We start from the raw sequence: 19,442 nt of genomic DNA, 5'->3' as shown, positions 1-19,442 counted from the left end.
TGCTCCTGCGACCGGTCCTCTTTTTCTCTTCATGCATCACCGAACAGACGGAGACATCACCATGCAATCACCCGAAACCAGGAAAACCCCGCTACGCCCTACCCCCGAAAACGTCAGTATCAAGCCTCAACGCATGGGCTTCACGTTCAACAACAAGGTGCCCCGCTATTGGCTGGGGGGGAATCGCCTGATGAGCCATACCATGAATACCATGTCGCTGCTTTTCCCCCAGGGCGAAACCTTCTTTGTTGATGCCGTCCGGCACTTCCGCGCATCGGTACAGGACCCGGTCCTGCAGAAGGAAATCTCCGGCTTTATCGGCCAGGAGGCCATGCACTCCCTGGAACACGTCGCCATGAACCAGCACGTCCACGACCAGGGCATGCCGACCGAGGAGATCGAAGCACACCTGAAGATTCTGCTGGATGCGGTTCGGATGCTTCCAAAGCGTCACCATCTGGCCATCACCTGTGCCCTGGAACACCTGACCGCCATGCTCGCCGACCTGCTGCTGGCACGGGATGACATTCGCGAAGACATGCACGAAACCATGCGTCCACTGTGGGTCTGGCACGCCGTGGAGGAGACCGAACACAAGGGTGTGGCGTTCAATGTTTACAAGGCGGTTGACGGCAGCAACTATATTGAGCGAACCGGGTGGCTGGTCATGAGCACCGCCATACTGGCGGTGTTCACCACCTATGGCACCCTTCGCATGATGGCCCGAGACGGTCGACCGTCACTGACCGACACCCTTCAGGGATTGTGGCGGATGTGGGGCATTAACGGGGCGTTCTCGAGTCTGACAGGCGAGTGGCTGCGCTATTTCAAACCAGGGTTCCACCCCTGGGACCATGACAACAGCGAACTCATTGACCAGTTCAAGCGCGCCGTGCAGGACAGCATCGCCCCGGAATTCCGTGACGGGAATCGGCGTAAAGCCAGAATGAAGACAACAACCGCCCACTGATGGACAGTTGCTCCGGTTCGAGAGGGCCGGAGCACCGAAAGTTGCCCACAGAATCTGTGGATAACTGTGTTAGCAACGCAAGGATAGGTACTCCCAAGGGCTTTAAAACGGGCGTTTCAGGAATATGACCGTAAATTGACCGCCCCTCACCGAAGGGGTGCCCTAACCCCGCTCCGGAGCTCCCTGAGCTTTCCGGTAGAGCCAGGCCAATCCCAGCAGAGCAAGCCCCAATCCCATAAAGGCAGCAACCCGCCACAGGCCTTGCAGTCCGCCCATGTCGATCAGGAAGATCTTGGCAATCACCAGCCCCAACAAGGCCATACCGGCCTTATACAGCGTCGTATTATTGCGTCCGGTGGCGTAAATGATTGCAGCGATGGCGTACAACATCCCCACAACGGAATAACTGTAAAGCTCACCCTCGGTGATCCCGAAGGACAGCGCCATCTCGCTGCCCTGCCACAGTTGCCGGATCTCCAGGGCTGTGAATAACAGAAAGCTCGCAGCCGCCACGCACAGTGACCAGAACCTTGGCACCAACGTCGGGAACCGGCTGGCAATCAGGGCCAGCAGCACCGGTCCGCCGTAGGCAGGCAACAGGATATTGAAGATCGCCGTATCACCAATGGCACTGCCACCCCACCAGGGATTATGCACGGTGATCAGCGTGAGATAACTGAGGCAGGCAAGGCCTAGCAGAATCCATGCAAACAGCCGGTAGAGCCAGGCCAGGGATTCACTGGCCTTGGCGCGAACGGTATAGGTCAGGCTGAGCGCACCCCAGAGCAGCGTGTTGATCGTCGCCTCGGTAAAGCTGTATTCATGGGCAAAGATATTGCCGTCGTAAAGCCAGTAGCGCATTTCCGAGCCCAGGAATAACACCAGCAGGTGTAACGTCGCGCCCTCCAGCCAGGGGCGGATACGGTGATTCCGGCTCGCGATCCAGGTGGCCACGGCCGCACACAACGTCGCGCCACCGTAGGTCCACAGTGACCAATGCACACCGGCATCGTAACTTTGCAACCATGGATTGAAGGTCAGCCGCGCCACCACCAGCGCCAGCGCGACTTTGAGCAGCAGGTACAGTTCCGGCATCTCATAGCGGCGCGCCAGCCAGGTAAGACTGATGAACTGAACGGACAGCGCCAATGTGAGTGAGGCTTCGCGGAACACCATAACCGCCGCCAGCGAGTAACTGACGTGCGCGGCCAGGATGGCCCAGACCACCCCCGTACGATAGCGCTCACGGCTTTCCATCTGCCAGGCCAGAGCACCGTACAAACCGCCAAGCAACAGTGTGCCAACCGCCCAAATGGAGGATGTGCCGTAGCCATGCAGCAGCAACCAGCCCAGAGTCAGCCACACCAGCGGTGAGAGCATCGTAAGCGATGCCCAGCGGCGGCGCTCCGGGTCACGCACCCAGTGCCACAGGCCGAGGCCAAGAGTCAGTATCGCAGCGGCAATCAGGTAGGAAAGAAACCCGCCCTGATGCGCGACGGGCATCTGTTCCAGGTACACATGACCTGGCACCTCACGAACCATATAGACCAGCCACCCAGCGGCAGTGATCATCACCGCTACCCAGGGCAGGTACCAGAATGTCCCGCGGCTCTGGGGCACCAATGCGGCTACCGGTAGGATAAGCAGCCAACTCCAGAACAACGGACTGTCGGCGGACTGATCAGCGATCGACAAGCCCCAGAGGGCCAACAGCGCGAGCAGCGTTTCCCGCAGGCGTGGCACGCCTGCCTGCAGGTTACCCGCGAGGATTGCAAAGACTGCAAACAGGACGGCGATATACCAGGCCGTCGGTACCCCAACCGGGGCCGAGGACAGGGTGACCAGCCACCACAACAGCGCGCCGGCCAACGTCGCGAACCACAGCCAATCACGAAAGACGTAACGCATTAACAGCAGCGAACTTAGGGTAATCACGAAACTGTACGACAGCACAAACGCCACACTGCCGTCCTCACCCCCGATCAACAGAGGTACCAGATAGGCACCACTCAGCCCCATAATGGCCAGCAACGGGCCATGAACCAGGGCCAACGCCATGGTGGCGAGGGAGACCGCCGCAAGCCCCACCAGGCCGGTCAATGGGCTGATCAGCTCATAGTGGTGAACACCGGCAAGCAGCGCCGCATACAGCGTGATACTGCCGCCCCCCGCCAACGCGGCAAACACCTGATCCGCGCCCCGGTTGCGACGACGCAGGAACTCCGCGCCGGCATGCAGGGCAAGACCGGTGAACAGCGCGAGCAACAGTTGCTGTACCGGCCCGATCAGCCCGGCGCTGATGGAATGGCTGACCATGAAAATTCCGGCCAGCCCAACGCTCAGGCCACCAAGCCAGACCATCCAGTTTTCCTTGAGAGCGGTGGTAAGGCGGGAAACACGGTCCGGTTCCGACTGTTCAGATTGCGCCACCGGCACTGCCTGTTCGGTCCAATCACTGGATGCGGAATCTGCGGCCGCGACGGCTTGCGGAGATGATGTTTGTTCAGCGGGAGCCGGCTCTTCGGGAGTATCGGGTTGTGACGCCGGTAACTCCTCCTCACGGCCCAGCTGGCGTTTCAGGTGTGCAACTTCCTCCCGCAGGCTGGATACTTCCCGCCATAGGAGGTCGAGCCGGGAGGACTGATCACCACGCTGTCGAAAGGCGAGAAATCCAAGGAGCGAGCCGACAGGAATGAGTAAAATAATGCCGGCAACCAGAACGATGAATAATGCTTCCATGCCCCTTCCCCTCGTTAGAAACTCGACATCTCATCCTGCAGGTCACGCTTCAGCTCTTCCGGCTCTGTTATCCAAAGGGTGTCATCCAGACCGGGAAACACCCCGATATCCAGACCATCTTTCGTCAAACCCGGCACCCATTTCCGGAAGAAATCCGGCAAGGAAATGCTTTTCGGGGTGAGATCACCGGAATCTTTACAGTACTCTGCCGCGAAGGCCTCGCTCGGCCAGACTGGCAAGTGCTCCACATCGCCGTCTTCAGACACGATTTTCAGGAACCGATTCTCTGCGTTCACCAGAATCCAGATCTCACGTTCTTCGAGCACCTGGCTCAGGAAGTAGTCGTACCGTTCTTCGCCGTCTGACTCGAGAACGCTCTTTAATTCATCATGTTTCATGGACTCACTCACTTTAACGTTTCTGCCTTAACAGGCTTTAGGTTTTATTGCGCGCCCGCAAGGCAGCCTCATATGAGCGACGGGCCCAGATGGCCGCCTGCTCCGAGTCTTCCAGGACGTCGTCCGGGGCAAGGTAGTAGGACATTTTGACCACCTTGCCGCCCTTATCGTACTCGAATGGCCCCAGGCCCTCGCGCTCGAAGTCACTCACGTTCTCCCCATCGGTTTTCAGGTAAAGAGCATCGTTGGCCACCAGTGCGAACATCAGGCCGCCATGGTAGATGCCATAGCCACCGAACATCTTGCGAATGGAGATGGGGCCGAAGTGCTGGAAGACTTCATGGAGGTGATCGGTGTATTCACTCATCAGTTTTTCCAGTTCTGTTTCCTGACAATCCGGGACAGCGCATTCCCGAGCTTATCCGTCAGGATGGCGGTATTTACTGTACTAAACCGGCCAGCCTCCCACCATGTCACCAAAAAGCAACAGTAATAGCGGCAAGGGGGAGATGGCCACTGCAATTAGAAGGACGAATTGAGGGATGGAAAACAAACGGCTTATTCCCGCAACCATCGCCAGACCGCCGCCACCACCGATTATCATATTACCCGGAAGGTTGATCACAACCATCAAGGTAAGAAAACGGTGCCGCAAAAGCACGGGCACCAGCCTGCGAGGCGATTTTTCAAGCATTAAACTCAGCCTCTGTTGGCTGTCCAGCCCCTGCAGTCTTTCAATGAATCGCCCTGCCCTGAAAAGATGCAAATCCATCAGGAACCGGCTGATCATAGCCTCAGAAAGAAAGCGCCCTACCATAAACCCCAGACACAGAGAAACCAGAGTACAGCCATAGACCAGCGGAACAATCTTGGGCCCCAGAAGCATCATCAAGGCCAGCCCGATTTCTACGCCAGGAACAAACGGAATCGCCATCAGGAAAACATAAGCAATCATCGAGGTAACGATGATTCGGTGCAGCATTGGCTCGTTAGAGGGCCGAATCGAAACCTCCATGCCCTCCAGGACACCCCGGGTGAAAAGATTACCAACGACAATCAGCGCGATCAGAATGAGGAGCTTCAGGATGCCAGCCAGTTTTCTTTTAGCCTGCGTGTCCATGAATCAGCCTGTTGCTGTAAAGATCAGTTATTGGTTGCAGTAGAGACATCCACCAACCGACCTTTGAACTCGAATTCCTTCTCGAACGTCCAGTACCAACGTTTATTAATCCAGGTATATGTCCCTTCTATCTCTTCGCCCTTGATCGTCCCTTCCCAGATAATAATTGCGTCGGATCTCAAGCAGGGCGACTCCGCCAACATCTCAATGGTGTCTCCCTCAGCCCGCACCCAATATTCGGCCTCCGCGTAACCGCAACGCGCCTCGCACTCTTTAGACACAAACAGGCCATCCTTGAAGACCAGAAAATCGTCGATCGGCGCATCATCCCCCCTCCCCAGCGTGGCCTTGAAGGTCTTACCATCCAGAACCGACATCGGCGCATTATCCGCTGGCTGCGCCAGGACCTCTTCAGCTCCAGCAGTCGAGGTTATCAGCAGGCAGAGTAAGACAGCAGACAACCACAAGGAAAACGTACGAACTGCACGCAGGCTTATGGAAGATTCAGAATAAGCGCCTGAGGAGATCATAAGATTCGTACTCCAATCAGACTGATGGTTAAATTTTAACCAATCAACATAACTTCCTCAATGAATGGTGATGGGCCCGAAGTGCTGGAAGACTTCGTGGAGGTGATCGGTGTATTCGCTCATCAGTTTTTCCGATTCTGCATCCTTACAATCCGGAACAGCGCATTCGGTGAAATCCGCTTGATCCAGAGCGCAGCCATTTCTTTGCCCTTGCCTACCGCGATCTCCGGTTTCTTCGCATTGAGTCCCTTGAAGATCACTTCGGCGCATTCGTTCACATCCATACCACCGGCAATATCGTCATCCTCCTGACCGAAGGCCTTGCCATCGCCGGCCAGCGCATTACGGGAGATATCCGTCCGGATGAAGCCCGGGGTGATTGTTGAAACGTGAACACCCTGTTCCTCCACTTCCGCCCGCAAGGCATCAAAGAAGCCCATGACCGCGTGCTTGGCGGCACAATACCCCGTGCGCTGAGGCACGCCCACCTTGCCAGCCACGCTGGCCGTCACTGCCAGGTGGCCGGCACCACGCTCCAGCATGTGTGGCAATACCGCCTTGGTGAGCGCGATCTGGCCCATCACGTCCACATCCATCAACTTCTGATAAACCGACATATCGGTATCTTTGCATAGCGAACGCTGGGACACACCGGCATTATTAACCAGAAGATCAATGCCCCCAAAGGTATCGAGCACGCGCTGAACCGACACCGACAAGCCTTCCCAGTCCGTCACATCCAGCGGCAGCACCAGGACCTGGTCAGCCTCAAGACCCGCTTCCCGGCATCGCTCCGCAACCCGCTCCAGTTCACTTTCCCGCCGGGCAGAGAGCACAAGACGGGCCCCGTCCCGGGCAAAGCGGACAGCCAGGGCTTCACCAATTCCCGAGGAGGCTCCGGTAATCCAGATGGTTTGAGTCGGCATGAGTATTCCTCTGAGATTGTTATTGTTGCGGGTTAATTAACCCGGATTGGGGTACCAGGCAATTCATCATGGTGATCGACACATCCCGAAAAATCCTGTCGGAAGCAATGATGGCGGGAAACGCGTCGTAGATCTGGCGTCGGCAGGCAGACGTTCGGGATTCGCCACGCTTAACACATTCCGAATACGCGTCGCTCCCCTGCTCGCCATCCGAGGCCTCCTGGCATAGTTCAGGGATCTGCGTGACCACCCAGTCAACGACCTCGCTACGCTCTGCCGGGTTAGAAGCAAGATTGGTGAAACGCGCGGAATCAGGGGAATCGGGACGGTCGCGGAAGTGTTCCCATGCAACAAAGATCAGCGCTGCAGACACCAGTATGACGGTCGCTTTGGGGAACTGCATAGAAAGTGTTCCAATTTAGTGATGTGAGCCCCGGATCATAAAGGTCTTCCACTGCCGAGCCAAGCCAACGATCCCGGGACTCACTAATGCCTGTCAGAGATTTTCGGCATCTGCCGCCACCGGTTGACGACTGAAAATGCCCACGATGGGTGTGCCATGGGCACGCAGTATGGGCTCAATATCCCGATGCAAGGCGTGATATCGGTAAAACGGCACGCGCGGGAACAGGTGATGAATCGAGTGCAGGTTCTGGCCGAGCCAGAACCACTCCAGCGGCTTCATCCACTTCGGCATGATCAGACTGTTTGTGTTGCGATACCGTTTCGCGTCCTGATAGGGAATGTGTGGACGATAGGCAAACCAGTAAGCCGTGAAGAAGCCGCCCAGCAGGTAGCCCAGCAGGATAACGCTGAGGGTTCCGGGCTGATCGACCACCACAACGAAGGCCACTCGCCAGCCCACAGACACCAGCACTTCCAGGCAATAGATAGCGCGATCCTTAAACGATGCCGTGCCCCAGTGCTGCTTGACGAAAAAGCTGTTCTGAACCCAGAGGAATCCGATCACCGTGACCACCGCGGGAATCAGCCCCTTTCCCATTCCGCTGACCATATAATCCGGGTCCTTGTCCGGCTGATTGGTGTAGCGGTGATGAGTAAAGTGTTCAACCCGGTGTGATGCGTAGGGTATCGCAATCATCGGCGCGACCAGGTAGCCGCAGAGATCGTTCAGCCACTTCAACCTCTCCTGTCCACCATGGATATTGCCATGCACCGCTTCATGCAACGGCGTATAGGACATGTAGGTCAGGGCTCCGAGGACAGGCAAAGCCACCCAGGCAGATATCACCCCGAGAGCAAACAGCGCCAGATTCAGCACAAATCCGACAACCACGGCTGCCACCAGAACGACAGTGGGCCAGGACACATGCCCCATGTAGCGTTTGGCGGATGCAATCGCCTGTTTATTGAGTACGGCAAGATCCTGTGACATTGAAAAACCTCCGGATTGGACGTGGGTACGAATGCCAGTCTAATCAGGGCCAGAACAGCCAGACAGGACCGCAATGGCCATTCGGAAGGCATTTGTGGCCAAGGCGTCAGATTACTGTCCAAGATGACGGTGCCGGGGTAGACTTTCCACCATGTCGAACTTTGAAAACACTTTGCATCCCGTCGCGATCAGCCAGGTCATGATCAACTTTGCCGCCAGCCACGGGGTGGACCGGGATACTTGCCTGTTAGGCACCGGCATTAGCGACCAGGACTTGTTCGACGGCGAGGCGCTGATTACCCGGGGGCAGGAAATGCGCCTGATCGAGAACCTGATACTTGCCCTGCCTGAGACGCCCGCGCTGGGTTTCCAGCTCGGCCTGCAATACAGCCTTGCGACCTTCGGGATCTGGGGGTTTGCCATGCGCACCAGTCGGACCCTGCGGGAAGCGATTGCAAGAGCCATGCGGTACCTGCCGCTGAGTACCGCTTATTGCAGAATATCGAGAATTGATGAGGGCAACTGTTTCGGAGTCGCGATGGACGCGCAACCCATTCCCCATCATCTGCGCTCGTTCCTCCTGGAGCGTGATCTTGCCACGGGGCTCAATCTCCTCAAGGAGCTCAGCCTGTCCAGTGTCGACATCGTTGCCCTGGAGTTTCAGGGAGCTCCGCCGGAGCATGCCCAGCGCATCGGGCAATTGTGTGGCATCACGCCGACATACCACAGTGCAAGAAACGCCATTGTGGTTCACAGCGATATTGCCGATCAGCCGCTGTCCACTTACGACTCGCACCTTGTCCGCATGTTGGACGACCAGTGTCGCCGACGCCTGGAGCGTTTGCAGACCAGCGGCCTGGCGGGTCAGGTGCGTCAGAAGCTGCACGGCCCATTGGGCCTGGTCGCCTCACTGGACGAAATTGCCCAGGCACTGGCTCTGTCACCACGCAGTCTGCGCCGTAAACTGGATCAGGAAGGCACCAGCTTCCGCACTCTGGTGGAAGACGAACGCCGGCAAATTGCCCTGCAGTTTCTCGACGGCAGCGACATGAAACTGGAGGAGCTGGCCATCCATCTCGGATACACCGATACCGCCAGCTTTACCCGCGCGTTCCGGCGCTGGATGGGCTGCTCTCCCGGAGAGTATCGCCAGAACCAGCGCCCTGGCCGGTGAAGATCCCGTCTACACCGGCCTTCTCACCAACACCGGTGCTGGCTGAAAGATACTGAAACCTTTATTCGTCAGGCGGACAAGAGCTGGCCACAGGTGTTGGAGTGAACCGGACAAGAATCACCGGCCGAGTGCTTCAGCTCAGCCGAAGTAATCCTGCATCCAGTCAAACAGCGTGTCCACAGCCACATCGGACAAGGGCATCTGTTTAAAGTCGTTACCCACTTCATCATCCATGGTCACGAACTGGTAAAGCACCATCCCCGGTTGTCCATCGTGCAGGATGAGCGTGATGCGTCGACGGGTGCGCAGGCAGTCAATGGTCATGACATCGGCGGGTATACCGGCATCGCGCATGCCGCGGCGCACTTCCACCACCGGATTTATGTGCTGATGGGCAGCCTGGATGCGGGCATGGGCATCACTGGCCATGTCGGACAGGGATTTGAGGGGATCTTCAGACATTAGCCGTGATTCTCCTTTGACGTAAGGGCTTGCAACTGGAGCCGGGTATTCTGCTAGAAGCGCGTCCTTCCCCGCAACAACACCTGCATATCGTCAATACTGTCATCACCATCCAGCGGGAATGCAAAGTCCAGGTGCAGCATCCGCTGGACCTCGATCCGGCTTGATGCCAGTCTCAGCCCGAAGCCGACGTCTTTCAACACGCCCTCATCCGGACCGTTATTCCGGCCGTCACTGAACCAGGCCCGCCCCACGTCCGTGAACAGCACTCCGCCCAGGCGGAACAGCTTGAAGGGGTGCCAGTCGGGGAAGTAGCGGCGTTCCAGTGTCCACAGTGCCCGCCGGTTACCCTGCTGGTATTCGCTGGGATAGCCCCGCAAGCCATTGTCACCGCCGATCAGGAGCTGCTGATCCACAGTCAGATTATGGGCCGCAGTGAAGGACAGATTGCTATACCAGCTATTCCAACGCACCGAGCCACCGTGGAAATACTCCACGCTGAGGGTACCCAACAGATTCTCGACACGGTTCTCGTCGAACCGCCAGGTTCCGCTCTGGCTGATCCCGTAGCGGGCGAAATTGGTCTCAGTGGCCAGCAGTGCGTCCTGAAAATCCATGTTCAGCACAGCACGGTCCTCAGTGGCGCCAAGGCCGGTCGAAGAGTAGCCCAGTTCCGTGCGCCACACGAACCCATCCCGCACGTCTTCCACCCGCTGCAACTGAGTCAGATTTGTCATCTCCCGGAACCGGTTTTCGCGGTAATCAAAGCCAATCCACGGATAACTCAAAGTCCGGTCTGTCGGCAGCACGTCCAGTCCAGGCTCATCCGGCAGGCGTTCAAACTCCAGAGCATCGTAGCGATAACCGGCCAGCAACCGCAGCTGGCGATCACTACGTTCGGCCAGCCGCCAACCCACGTCGACACTGGCGAACTCACGACTACGGCGGTACTCCGCAATGTCTACCGCCCCCACGAAACGGGACTCCTCGCGAATATCGTCCACACCACTGAGCCCGAAACGCCAGTCTGCCTGCTCGCTGTAGAACGGGCGCTCCAGGTAGACGCCACGGCCGCGGCCATCGCTGCGCCTGTCGTAGGAAAAGCCACTCTGCCAGTGGGAGCCCAGGACATTCGGGTCGTCGAAATACACGCTCGTTTCGGTGCGGTCGGGATCCCTTGAGTAGGACACGCCCACACTCTTGCCTGAGCCGAGGAAGTTCGGATCCGACAACCCGGTATTTGTCGTGTTCTCTCCACCCGCCCTCGAAGCCCCAACGCTCGGCAACAGCGTCCAGGTATCCCGCACCAGAACACTTACCTCTACCTCGCTCCCACAAACATGGGTGGCACCGACCCAGGCTGCAGTCAGATACTCACGTTGACGGAGGGTGCGTTCGGACTCGGCGAGCAGATCTGGCTGGTACACATCACCTTCGTCAAATACCAGCTGAGCACGCAACGCCGATTCCCAGGTGGGAACATTGAGTGTGTTCAGTGTCCGGTAAAGAAAATTGTCCTGCTCCGGATCACTGACATCAAAGATGGGCCGGCGAACCACCCGAATCCGACCGATAAGAGCCCCTTCAGGGATCACCAGATCACTCTGGCGCGCCAACTGGTCGCGGGGCTGATCGAGATCAATCGACTCGGGCTGAACCTCGCTGGCAACACAGTCTTCCGTATGAGGCTGAGCCCAGGCACAAAGGCTGGAAAGGGATATCCCAACAACCAAAAGGGGACGGTACATTCTATGCATCATCCAACTATAGCGCCCATTCCGGCATTCGTCAGCGAATAGAAATATCCTGCGCCTGAAGCCACTGGTTGATCTGCGCCTGATTCATGGCGCCGCTCTGTCGCGACACTTCCCTGCCATTCCGGAACAGGATCAAAGTGGGAATACTGCGAATGCCAAACTGGCCAGCCGCCCCTGTGGATTGCTCAGTATTCAGCTTTGCGAAGCGTACTTTCCCACGCCAGTCCTTCGCCGCCTGCTCGAACTGTGGTGCCATCATCTTGCAGGGCCCGCACCAGCTGGCCCAGAAATCCACCAGTACCGGAACGTCACTGCGCCCGGTATGGATGGCAAAGGACTGGTCCGTTAATTCGAGAACCTGGTCCGGCCAGAGTGGTCGTTTACAGGCACCACAATTGCCGCCGGATGCCACTTTGTCGGCGGGCACACGGTTTACCTTGTGGCAGTGGGGGCATACCAGGTGTTGTATATCGCCAGTCATAGGTCAGCCTCTGTCAGTTCAATAAATCAAGAAATCGGGGCATCTACACAAAATACAAGCAAAAGTCGGTCGGAAATCTCCCCGTCATCAGGTTTTTCTATCAGCGTCATAATGACACATATATCAAAATGATCTATGCTTAGAACCCAAAATGTGGTTAAGTGTGTACTATTAATGACAGACGCTCCACATGGAGGAACGACTATGCAAAAGCCAGTAGTCAAACATTTCTTTGATGAACCGACCAACACCTTCAGTTACGTCGTAAAAGACCCCGAAAGCAATGCCTGCGCAATTATCGATTCGGTTCTGGACTTCGATTATGCGGCCGGACGGACAGATGTTCGCTCGGCAAACGAGATCATCCGCTACATCGAAGACGGCGGCTTGACGGTCGAATGGATACTTGAAACCCACGTTCACGCCGATCACCTGTCCGCGGCGCCTTACCTGCATGAAAAGCTGGGCGGTAGGACCGGCATTGGCAGAAAGATCGTTGACGTTCAGGAGATCTTTGGCAAAGCCTTCAACGCCGGGACCGAGTTTGCCCGTGACGGCAGCCAGTTCGATCAGCTGTTTGAGGAAGGCGACACGTTCCGTATTGGCAACCTTGAAGGACACATCCTGCACACGCCCGGACACACCCCGGCCTGCCTGACTTATGTTATCGGTGATGCAGCTTTTGTGGGTGACACCCTGTTTGCCCCGGACGCTGGTACCGCTCGCTGTGACTTTCCCGGCGGCGATGCCCATACGCTTTACCTTTCCGTTCAGAAGGTGCTGGCGCTTGCGGGAGAAACCCGGATCTTCCTGTGTCACGACTACAAGGCACCTGGCCGGGATGAATTCCAGCATGAGACAACAGTGGCAGACCAGCGCGCCAACAATATCCACGTTCACGAGGGCATGAGTGAAAACGACTTCATCAAGCTCAGGACCGAGCGCGACGCCACGCTGGACATGCCACGCCTGATTCTGCCATCGGTCCAGGTCAACATGAGAGCCGGCGAGATGCCTCCGGCAGAGGACAACGGACAGGTGTACCTGAAAGTTCCCATCAACCGCTTTTGAAGGAGGGTATGGCATGAAGATTCACTACCTTGAACCGGAATTCGCCGTTGCTGACACCGTGGCTCCTGAGGATTTCGAAGACATCAGGGGCCAGGGCTTCCGCACCGTCATCTGTAACCGGCTGCCCGGCGAAGAAGGCTACGCGGGCGAAAATGCCTATGCAGAAGCTGCCGCAAAGGCCGGTCTGCAGTGGGTCTGTATCCCGGTGGCTCCCGGTGAATACTCGGAAGCCGACGTGGAAGCCTTTGGCAGGGCACTGGAAAGCGCTCCCTCGCCAGTCCTCGGCTTCTGCCGAACCGGCCGCCGCGCAGTTCACCTGTGGGCCCAGGCCCGCGCCCTGGATCCCCAATGCAACATCCCCCTGTTGCTCAAGGCAGCCCATGAGGCCGGCCATGATCCCCAGCCAATCCGGGAAATGCTGGAAAAGTAGATTCTGAGTAATGAGCCTGATGGACAGGGGAAGTGAAATATGAGGAATCGGCTTATCCAGTTCCTGCCCATTCTGGGCTGGCTGAAGGGCTACCGTGGCGACACCTTTGCCAGCGACGCGCTGGCAGCAGTCATCGTCACCCTGATGCTGGTGCCCCAGGCCCTGGCCTATGCGTTGCTGGCAGGACTGCCCCCCGAGGTAGGCCTGTACGCCAGCATGATCCCGCTGGTGGTCTATGCCATGTTCGGAACCAGCGCCACGCTGGCCGTGGGACCAGTGGCCGTGGCGTCCCTGATGACGGCTTCAGCGCTTGGCGGAATTGCCGAAACGGGAACACCGGAGTACGTTGGTGCCGCACTGGTGCTGGCCACACTTTCGGGCCTGGTACTTTTCGCCATGGGACTGCTGCGCCTGGGCTTTCTCGCCAACTTTCTCAGCCACCCGGTGATATCCGGATTCGTCACTGCATCCGGGATCCTTATTGCCGGCAGTCAGCTTGGCCACATTCTCGGCGTCACCGGTGGGGGCCATAACCTGCTTGAGATGGTTCACGGACTCTGGCAGCAATTGGATGACTTCAATCCCATTACCCTGCAGATTGGCGGTGGTGCCCTGCTCTTCCTGTACCTTTGCCGCAAGTTTCTGAAACCCGGGCTGACACGTGCGGGACTTCCCGATCGGCTGGCGGATCTCACCACCAAGGCCGCTCCGGTGACCGCGGTTATCGTCACCACAGCTGCGGCCTGGCACTTCGATCTCGGCGCTGCCGGCGTCAACCTGGTCGGAGAGGTACCCAGTGGACTTCCCGATATCAGCCTTCCGTCAATGGATCCGGAAATCTGGGCCACTCTGGTTCCTGCCGCCATCCTGATCAGCCTGGTGGGCTTCGTCGAGTCCATTTCCGTGGCACAAACCCTTGCCGCCAAAAGGCGCCAGAGGATTGCCCCGGACTCCGAACTGATTGCCCTGGGCCTGGCCAACATGGCCTCAGGTGTCAGCGGCGGGTCCCCGGTATCCGGCGGTTTTTCAAGGTCCGTGGTCAACTTCGAGGCCGGAGCCCAGACACCCATCGCCGGCATGCTGACGGCCGTGGGTATTGCCGTTGCCACACTGACTCTGACCGGCCTTCTGGCCTTCCTTCCCAAAGCGACCCTGGCGGCAACCATCATTATTGCCGTCAGCACCCTGATCGACCTGCCAGCTATCGGAAGGACTCTGGCTTACTCGAAGGCGGACGGTGCGGCCATGCTGGCGACAATCATCCTGACCCTGGTACACGGTGTTGAGGCCGGCATCACTGCAGGCGTCGCACTTTCCATCGGACTGTACCTTTATCGTACCAGTCGCCCTCACAGCGCCATCGTCGGCCGGATTCCGGGTACGGAGCATTTCCGCAATGTGCTGCGGCATCAGGTGGAGACCGATGAGGAAACTGTCATTATCCGGGTGGATGAGAGCCTGTATTTCGCCAACGCCCGGTACCTGGAAGACACCGTTATGGAGCTGGCCTCCAGCCACCCGAAAATGAAAAACCTGGTGCTGGCCTGTCAGGCGACCAATGACATTGATGCGTCCGCTCTGGAAAGCCTGGAAGCGATCAACAGCCGGCTGGACGATGCCGGTATCCGGCTTCACCTGGCCGAAGTGAAAGGCCCGGTCATGGATCGCCTCAAGCGCACCCATTTCTGTGAAGAACTGACCGGGCAGATTTATCTCAGCACTTATGACGCATGGAAAGTGCTCGCCGAAAACCCGACGGCCCTTCAAAAACCTGCCTGACGATCCGGCTGAATCATCAGGCAAAACCGTCAGGGTGTCACAATGTTGAACCGGCCGTCGGGCTTGTCCAGCATGCTGAAGAACCCGATAAGGTCCAGCTTGCTGCCCTCGAAGCGGATGTCGTCGCTGAACAGCAGTTCCTTGAGGCCGGCCTCGCCTACCAGGATATCCACAAACATGGGTCGCGTCAGAATCAGCGTAGCGTCCGCAGGCGTATCCTCGCCGGTCAACCGGTGGTGCAGTACGGAATTCTGCAGGGTCAGCAGGTAACTTTCCTGAAGGTCCGTGAAGGTCACCTTGATGGTTCTGGTTTTTCCTTCTGCGGCGTCAGCTTTCACCCGCACAGCCATGCTGTCAAAGAACAGCGACACGGGCGTATGGCGCAGAATCTCCCGCATGATGGCCGGCTTGATGCCTTCTTCCGGCGCACCGTGCCGCAATTCATAGGCGCCGGTGAGGTAGAAGTCCCGCCAAGGGCCTGATTCTGCCTGATAACCGAGCTGGTCGTAGACGTCAGCCAGCAGTGCTTTGGCGTCCCCGTTGTCAGGATTGGCGAAGACCACATGGTCCAGTAATTCCGCCAGCCAGCGATAGGTATTCCGGCCCTCGGTGGCATTCATATCAGAGGCTGCGTCGAACTCCTGTTGAGCCTGGTCCAGAATCTTTTCAGCACCGCCCATCATCCGGACATACCGTTTGGCCGACTCGCTTTCAGGCAGAGGGTTCAGCCTGGACGGATTTGCAGTGAACCAACCCATGTAATACTGATACACCGCCTTGGCATTGTGGGAGACAGTGCCGTAATAGCCCTGATTGTGAAAATCCTCGTTCAGCGCTGGCGGCAGCTGTAGGTCCTCGGCAAGCTCCCGGGGCGTGGCACCCCGGTTCATCATGCGCACCGTCTGATCGTGGATAAACTTGTAGGTATCACGCTGCTTGATCAGGAAATCCTGGATGTTCTCCTGCCCCCACAGGGGCCAGTGGTGGCTTCCGAAATAAACATCGGCCTCGGAGAAGAGCGTCCGCGCCTCATCGATAAACCCGTTCCAGATTCTGGCATCGCGAACCTTTGCACCTCGGGGAGTGTAGAGGTTATGCATGTTGCGGCTAACCAGTTCCGCGCCGCAGAACGCCTTCTGCTCCGGCAGGTAGAAAGTGAATTCCGAAGGGGCCTCGGAGCCCGATACAATCTGGAAAACCATCGGCACGCCATCAACCGTGCGTTCAGTACCGGTCTCGCTGATACTGTCCGTTGGCGTGGCGAAACCAAAGGTCCCGAATGCGGGGCCCTTGCCCAGACCGGTGCCAACGTGACCCCGTTCGTCGCGACCAAGCTGTTTGCCATACATGAACATGGCACGACGGGTCATCGCCGGGCCGGCAATGATGTTCTCGCTGGTGGCCTCTTCTTCAAAACCGGCCGGCGCGATGATGCGCAGGTTGGCTTTTTCGTCGTCTGACAGATGCTGCAGTACACCCTGAACACCGCCAAAGTGATCAATATGACTGTGGGTAAAGACAATCGCCCGGACCGGCTTCTCCCCCAGGTGTTCCCGGGCAAACAGGAACGCCTCGCTGGCGGTTTCCCGGGCGGTCAGCGGGTCCACCAGTATCCAGCCAGTGTCGCTCTCGATGATGGACATATTGGCCAGATCATACCCGCGAATCTGGTAAAGCCCTTCCGTTACCTCGAACAGACCGTGGATATTATTCAGGGCCGCCTGACGCCAGAGGCTGGGATTCACCGATGCAGGGGCGTTCTCGCCGTCACCATCAATAAAATCATAGTCCGGCATGTTCCAGACGTCACCGCCCTCCAGGTGCTCGACCACCAGTTCCGGATGCTGGGCAATCAGCCCGCGGCGGGCATTCTCGAAATCATCACGATTTTCAAACGGCCGCTGTTCAAGCACCTGTTGATTGGCTTTGGCGGTGCTGGCTGTCGGCGCGCCGTGCCCGGCGGGATTGGCTTCCTCTGACTGCTCGGGGCCGGCATCACATCCGGCAACAGCCAGCGAAAGACCCAATAGCGGAACAAGAAAAGCATTGCGTGATCGAAACATGAAAAAACCTTTCAAGACGAAAGAGGCGCTCAGGCACGCTTCAGAAAAACGGGGCTGGGGCTGATCCGGTTAACCCGGACCCGCTCCCAGCCCCGTGATCACAACCTGTGTTACAGCTCGCCCTGCAACACCGGCACCTGTACCGTGCCCTCAAGGTTGACGAAGGGGACCAGCGCATCCCTTGACCAGCTGACAGGGTACTGTGGATGGAAACCGTAAACCAGCAGAGCCAGCTCGTCTCCGGGTGCGAGAGCCTCAGCCACGCCGACCAGCTCGATAACTTCCTGGTCCTTCAGACCTCGTACCGGCTTGATCTGATCATCGATCAGTTGCCAGCGGCTCTCACCTTCAGCGCGCTTGCCAAGGCCGATAAACACAATCGGATCACAACCGGCTGCGTATGGGTCGAGCTCCACCTCACAGGAAGAACGACCGGTCAGATCCGATACCGTGAGTCTGGCGGTGGGGATGCCGCCCAGGGTTGCACCGTTCTCACCTGCTTGCCCCAGCACCAGTGCCGCCGGTGGCTGTGTGGCGGTTGCCACGGCTTCATATCCGGAGGCGACCGGCATATCTGTCACCACGGTCCGCTCGACCACCGAGTCCCCCTGGAGCTCCCCACCCTCAAGGGCAGGCGCAGGGAATGAGTCCATGGGCACTGAGATGGATTGGCCATCATCCAGGGAGAGGCAGACCTCCGAATCGGTGCCATCAAAATAACCGGCCAGCGGTTTACCCTGCAAATGGTGCTCAAGCCAGTTCAACGTTGCGTCTGATATTGAGATATCCCCACAGGCAAACTGACCCGCCGCGCCCTGAAACCCGGGAATCTCCAGCAATCCTGCCGTCGGATCCACGTATTCAGCTGGTTGCGCCTCATCCGGCGCCTCCACCGGCAGGATGTGACCCGTCTGATGGGTCAGAAGCCGAACATCACCACCACGGGACTGCAGGCATTCAAAATTACGCCAGGCATCATTGAAGTTGAACAGCGTGTCTTTCATGCCCTGAGTCAGCAGCACGTCCACCTTCGGATAAGGTGTGGGGTCAACATCAAAGGCGGGCGGATTGATCTGGTAGTTCAGCAAATCAGGAGTGTCAGATACCGACACCGGCTCGCCCGTGCAACGATAGGCTGGACTGTGATAGTAAAAGAAATCGAGACCGGCCTCGGGGAAGCGGTTCAGTGTTGCCCCCTGAGCGAGAATCTCGCGGATGATCGGATCCAGACCGTCATTCCCAATGGCGGTAGAACCTGCTTCGCCCCCTGCCACTAGCACAAGATCCCATCCGGTCTTGATCACATTGCCGGGATTCAGGCTATAACGAAGATCGTACCAGGTGATGTCCGGCACGAGGGCATCCAGCCTCTGACCCGGATCCTGGCCGTGCAGCAGGAGCTGAAAACCACCACCATAGCTGCCACCAATAGCGCCCGCCACGAGGTTGGGGTTCAATTCCTTCGGCAGATCAGGCTCATTCCGGTGTTGCAGATATTCCAGATTGTCCTCGGCCCAGTCCATAATCTGTATCAGGTCGCGGCCCTCAAACTCGGGGTCCATCACACGCACGGTGCCGGTACTTTCACCGAATCCCCGCTGGTCGATGGAGATGACCGTAAAACCAGCTTCACGGTAGTTCTCGAATCCTTCGGTATTGCGTGACCCGCCAAAACCATGACCATGCAGTACCAATGGATGCCCCACCTTGCAGTCGATACCGCCTATCGGCTCGAGTACCTGAAAGGCAATCGTTTCACCGCTGGCCGAATTCAGCATAACCGGGTAGCTACGCCCGCCCTCGGTCTGCGTATCCTCAGAACAGGAAACCGGGACCACATCCGGCAATTCGCATTGGGAAGCAGAACCGTTACCCGGATTCTCGCAGCCCTGTTGCTCGGACTCGCCCGCAACGGCGGAGGGTTGTTCCGATGCGGCATCATCAGATCCAGATCCAGATCCACCGCAACCGGCAACGGTCAGGGTCAGCAGCAATGGAACAAAGGGCGTTATACGCGCACAGCGGCGTAAAGAATAAGACATGATTAGTTGTCCTTGTTTTTGTAATTCGCTAGTTCAACGAGAACAACGACGAAACATCACATTGTGTTCCGTTTTGTCCCGAGAAAGGCCCGAAAGGACAACCA

At 57.7% G+C, this 19,442-nt stretch carries 18 protein-coding genes; 5 read left to right on the top strand and 13 right to left on the bottom strand.

The genetic code is table 11. The annotated features are described in order from the left end of the window. Positions 1 to 61: 61 nt before the first annotated feature. Positions 62 to 970 carry a metal-dependent hydrolase gene (locus Q0Y21_RS02950; RefSeq protein WP_297791372.1) on the top strand — a complete coding sequence of 303 codons (909 nt, stop codon included), beginning with the start codon at positions 62 to 64 and terminating at the stop codon, positions 968 to 970. 162 nt (positions 971 to 1,132) lie between these two features. Here the strand turns inward: Q0Y21_RS02950 and Q0Y21_RS02945 are convergent, their stop codons facing one another. The 8 genes from Q0Y21_RS02945 to Q0Y21_RS02910 all read right to left on the bottom strand — a co-directional run bounded on the left by Q0Y21_RS02945 (position 1,133) and on the right by Q0Y21_RS02910 (position 8,079). Further along, positions 1,133 to 3,709: a DUF2339 domain-containing protein gene (locus tag Q0Y21_RS02945; RefSeq protein WP_297791371.1), complete on the bottom strand. Its 2,577-nt coding sequence runs from the start codon at positions 3,707 to 3,709 to the stop codon at positions 1,133 to 1,135. Positions 3,710 to 3,723: 14 nt separating this feature from the next. Then, the gene (locus tag Q0Y21_RS02940) at positions 3,724 to 4,107 is read right to left on the bottom strand and encodes a DUF2750 domain-containing protein (protein WP_297791369.1); all 384 of its coding nucleotides are present in this window, start codon (positions 4,105 to 4,107) and stop codon (positions 3,724 to 3,726) included. A 37-nt stretch (positions 4,108 to 4,144) separates the two neighbouring features. After that, positions 4,145 to 4,474: a TfoX/Sxy family protein gene (locus Q0Y21_RS02935; RefSeq protein WP_297791367.1), complete on the bottom strand. Its 330-nt coding sequence runs from the start codon at positions 4,472 to 4,474 to the stop codon at positions 4,145 to 4,147. An 81-nt stretch (positions 4,475 to 4,555) separates the two neighbouring features. Beyond that, entirely contained in the window at positions 4,556 to 5,227 is a 672-nt protein-coding gene (locus tag Q0Y21_RS02930; protein ID WP_297791365.1) for a hypothetical protein, read from the bottom strand. A 23-nt stretch (positions 5,228 to 5,250) separates the two neighbouring features. After that, complete coding sequence (locus Q0Y21_RS02925; protein ID WP_297791363.1) at positions 5,251 to 5,757, bottom strand: hypothetical protein; 507 nt, start codon at positions 5,755 to 5,757, stop codon at positions 5,251 to 5,253. A gap of 122 nt (positions 5,758 to 5,879) precedes the next feature. Next, positions 5,880 to 6,683 (bottom strand): SDR family oxidoreductase, encoded by an 804-nt coding sequence (locus tag Q0Y21_RS02920; RefSeq protein WP_297791361.1) that lies wholly within the window; start codon positions 6,681 to 6,683, stop codon positions 5,880 to 5,882. A gap of 19 nt (positions 6,684 to 6,702) precedes the next feature. Beyond that, complete coding sequence (locus Q0Y21_RS02915) at positions 6,703 to 7,086, bottom strand: hypothetical protein (RefSeq protein ID WP_297791359.1); 384 nt, start codon at positions 7,084 to 7,086, stop codon at positions 6,703 to 6,705. Between the two features lie 93 nt (positions 7,087 to 7,179). Continuing rightward, entirely contained in the window at positions 7,180 to 8,079 is a 900-nt protein-coding gene (locus tag Q0Y21_RS02910; RefSeq protein WP_297791357.1) for a fatty acid desaturase, read from the bottom strand. A gap of 151 nt (positions 8,080 to 8,230) precedes the next feature. Here Q0Y21_RS02910 and Q0Y21_RS02905 point away from each other — a divergent pair, with 151 nt between their 5' ends. Then, positions 8,231 to 9,253, top strand: coding sequence for an AraC family transcriptional regulator (locus Q0Y21_RS02905; protein ID WP_297791355.1), 1,023 nt, complete (start codon positions 8,231 to 8,233; stop codon positions 9,251 to 9,253). Positions 9,254 to 9,391: 138 nt separating this feature from the next. Here the strand turns inward: Q0Y21_RS02905 and Q0Y21_RS02900 are convergent, their stop codons facing one another. From Q0Y21_RS02900 to trxC, 3 genes are read right to left on the bottom strand one after another with little or no spacing between them, the layout of a single operon-like run. Then, positions 9,392 to 9,715 (bottom strand): hypothetical protein, encoded by a 324-nt coding sequence (locus tag Q0Y21_RS02900; RefSeq protein ID WP_297791353.1) that lies wholly within the window; start codon positions 9,713 to 9,715, stop codon positions 9,392 to 9,394. 53 nt (positions 9,716 to 9,768) lie between these two features. Then, positions 9,769 to 11,463 (bottom strand): BamA/TamA family outer membrane protein, encoded by a 1,695-nt coding sequence (locus Q0Y21_RS02895; RefSeq protein WP_297791351.1) that lies wholly within the window; start codon positions 11,461 to 11,463, stop codon positions 9,769 to 9,771. 40 nt (positions 11,464 to 11,503) lie between these two features. After that, positions 11,504 to 11,953 carry a thioredoxin TrxC gene (trxC, locus tag Q0Y21_RS02890; protein WP_297791349.1) on the bottom strand — a complete coding sequence of 150 codons (450 nt, stop codon included), beginning with the start codon at positions 11,951 to 11,953 and terminating at the stop codon, positions 11,504 to 11,506. A gap of 204 nt (positions 11,954 to 12,157) precedes the next feature. Between trxC and Q0Y21_RS02885 the strand changes: the two genes are divergently transcribed. Genes Q0Y21_RS02885 through sulP form a run of 3 tightly spaced genes read left to right on the top strand, consistent with a single transcriptional unit; the run spans position 12,158 to position 15,233 of the window. Continuing rightward, complete coding sequence (locus Q0Y21_RS02885; RefSeq protein ID WP_297791347.1) at positions 12,158 to 13,024, top strand: MBL fold metallo-hydrolase; 867 nt, start codon at positions 12,158 to 12,160, stop codon at positions 13,022 to 13,024. 13 nt (positions 13,025 to 13,037) lie between these two features. Further along, positions 13,038 to 13,454 (top strand): TIGR01244 family sulfur transferase, encoded by a 417-nt coding sequence (locus tag Q0Y21_RS02880; RefSeq protein WP_297791345.1) that lies wholly within the window; start codon positions 13,038 to 13,040, stop codon positions 13,452 to 13,454. 39 nt (positions 13,455 to 13,493) lie between these two features. Next, entirely contained in the window at positions 13,494 to 15,233 is a 1,740-nt protein-coding gene (sulP, locus tag Q0Y21_RS02875) for a sulfate permease (RefSeq protein WP_297791343.1), read from the top strand. Between the two features lie 29 nt (positions 15,234 to 15,262). Here sulP and Q0Y21_RS02870 read toward each other — a convergent pair whose 3' ends face one another. Continuing rightward, positions 15,263 to 17,296 (bottom strand): alkyl sulfatase dimerization domain-containing protein, encoded by a 2,034-nt coding sequence (locus Q0Y21_RS02870; RefSeq protein ID WP_297791341.1) that lies wholly within the window; start codon positions 17,294 to 17,296, stop codon positions 15,263 to 15,265. A gap of 110 nt (positions 17,297 to 17,406) precedes the next feature. Next, positions 17,407 to 19,338: an alpha/beta fold hydrolase gene (locus Q0Y21_RS02865; protein WP_297791339.1), complete on the bottom strand. Its 1,932-nt coding sequence runs from the start codon at positions 19,336 to 19,338 to the stop codon at positions 17,407 to 17,409. Positions 19,339 to 19,442: the final 104 nt, after the last annotated feature.

The sequence above is a fragment of the uncultured Marinobacter sp. genome, assembly GCF_947259545.1.
GTDB lineage: Bacteria > Pseudomonadota > Gammaproteobacteria > Pseudomonadales > Oleiphilaceae > Marinobacter.
This window is presented reverse-complemented; position numbering and strand designations above follow the sequence as displayed.

Coding starts and splice junctions, on each gene's coding strand:
- Q0Y21_RS02950 (WP_297791372.1), top strand. CDS start 62: ATGCAATCACCCGAAACCAGGAAAACCCCGCTACGCCCTACCCCCGAA.
- Q0Y21_RS02945 (WP_297791371.1), bottom strand. CDS start 3,709: ATGGAAGCATTATTCATCGTTCTGGTTGCCGGCATTATTTTACTCATT.
- Q0Y21_RS02940 (WP_297791369.1), bottom strand. CDS start 4,107: ATGAAACATGATGAATTAAAGAGCGTTCTCGAGTCAGACGGCGAAGAA.
- Q0Y21_RS02935 (WP_297791367.1), bottom strand. CDS start 4,474: ATGAGTGAATACACCGATCACCTCCATGAAGTCTTCCAGCACTTCGGC.
- Q0Y21_RS02930 (WP_297791365.1), bottom strand. CDS start 5,227: ATGGACACGCAGGCTAAAAGAAAACTGGCTGGCATCCTGAAGCTCCTC.
- Q0Y21_RS02925 (WP_297791363.1), bottom strand. CDS start 5,757: ATGATCTCCTCAGGCGCTTATTCTGAATCTTCCATAAGCCTGCGTGCA.
- Q0Y21_RS02920 (WP_297791361.1), bottom strand. CDS start 6,683: ATGCCGACTCAAACCATCTGGATTACCGGAGCCTCCTCGGGAATTGGT.
- Q0Y21_RS02915 (WP_297791359.1), bottom strand. CDS start 7,086: ATGCAGTTCCCCAAAGCGACCGTCATACTGGTGTCTGCAGCGCTGATC.
- Q0Y21_RS02910 (WP_297791357.1), bottom strand. CDS start 8,079: ATGTCACAGGATCTTGCCGTACTCAATAAACAGGCGATTGCATCCGCC.
- Q0Y21_RS02905 (WP_297791355.1), top strand. CDS start 8,231: ATGTCGAACTTTGAAAACACTTTGCATCCCGTCGCGATCAGCCAGGTC.
- Q0Y21_RS02900 (WP_297791353.1), bottom strand. CDS start 9,715: ATGTCTGAAGATCCCCTCAAATCCCTGTCCGACATGGCCAGTGATGCC.
- Q0Y21_RS02895 (WP_297791351.1), bottom strand. CDS start 11,463: ATGTACCGTCCCCTTTTGGTTGTTGGGATATCCCTTTCCAGCCTTTGT.
- trxC (WP_297791349.1), bottom strand. CDS start 11,953: ATGACTGGCGATATACAACACCTGGTATGCCCCCACTGCCACAAGGTA.
- Q0Y21_RS02885 (WP_297791347.1), top strand. CDS start 12,158: ATGCAAAAGCCAGTAGTCAAACATTTCTTTGATGAACCGACCAACACC.
- Q0Y21_RS02880 (WP_297791345.1), top strand. CDS start 13,038: ATGAAGATTCACTACCTTGAACCGGAATTCGCCGTTGCTGACACCGTG.
- sulP (WP_297791343.1), top strand. CDS start 13,494: ATGAGGAATCGGCTTATCCAGTTCCTGCCCATTCTGGGCTGGCTGAAG.
- Q0Y21_RS02870 (WP_297791341.1), bottom strand. CDS start 17,296: ATGTTTCGATCACGCAATGCTTTTCTTGTTCCGCTATTGGGTCTTTCG.
- Q0Y21_RS02865 (WP_297791339.1), bottom strand. CDS start 19,338: ATGTCTTATTCTTTACGCCGCTGTGCGCGTATAACGCCCTTTGTTCCA.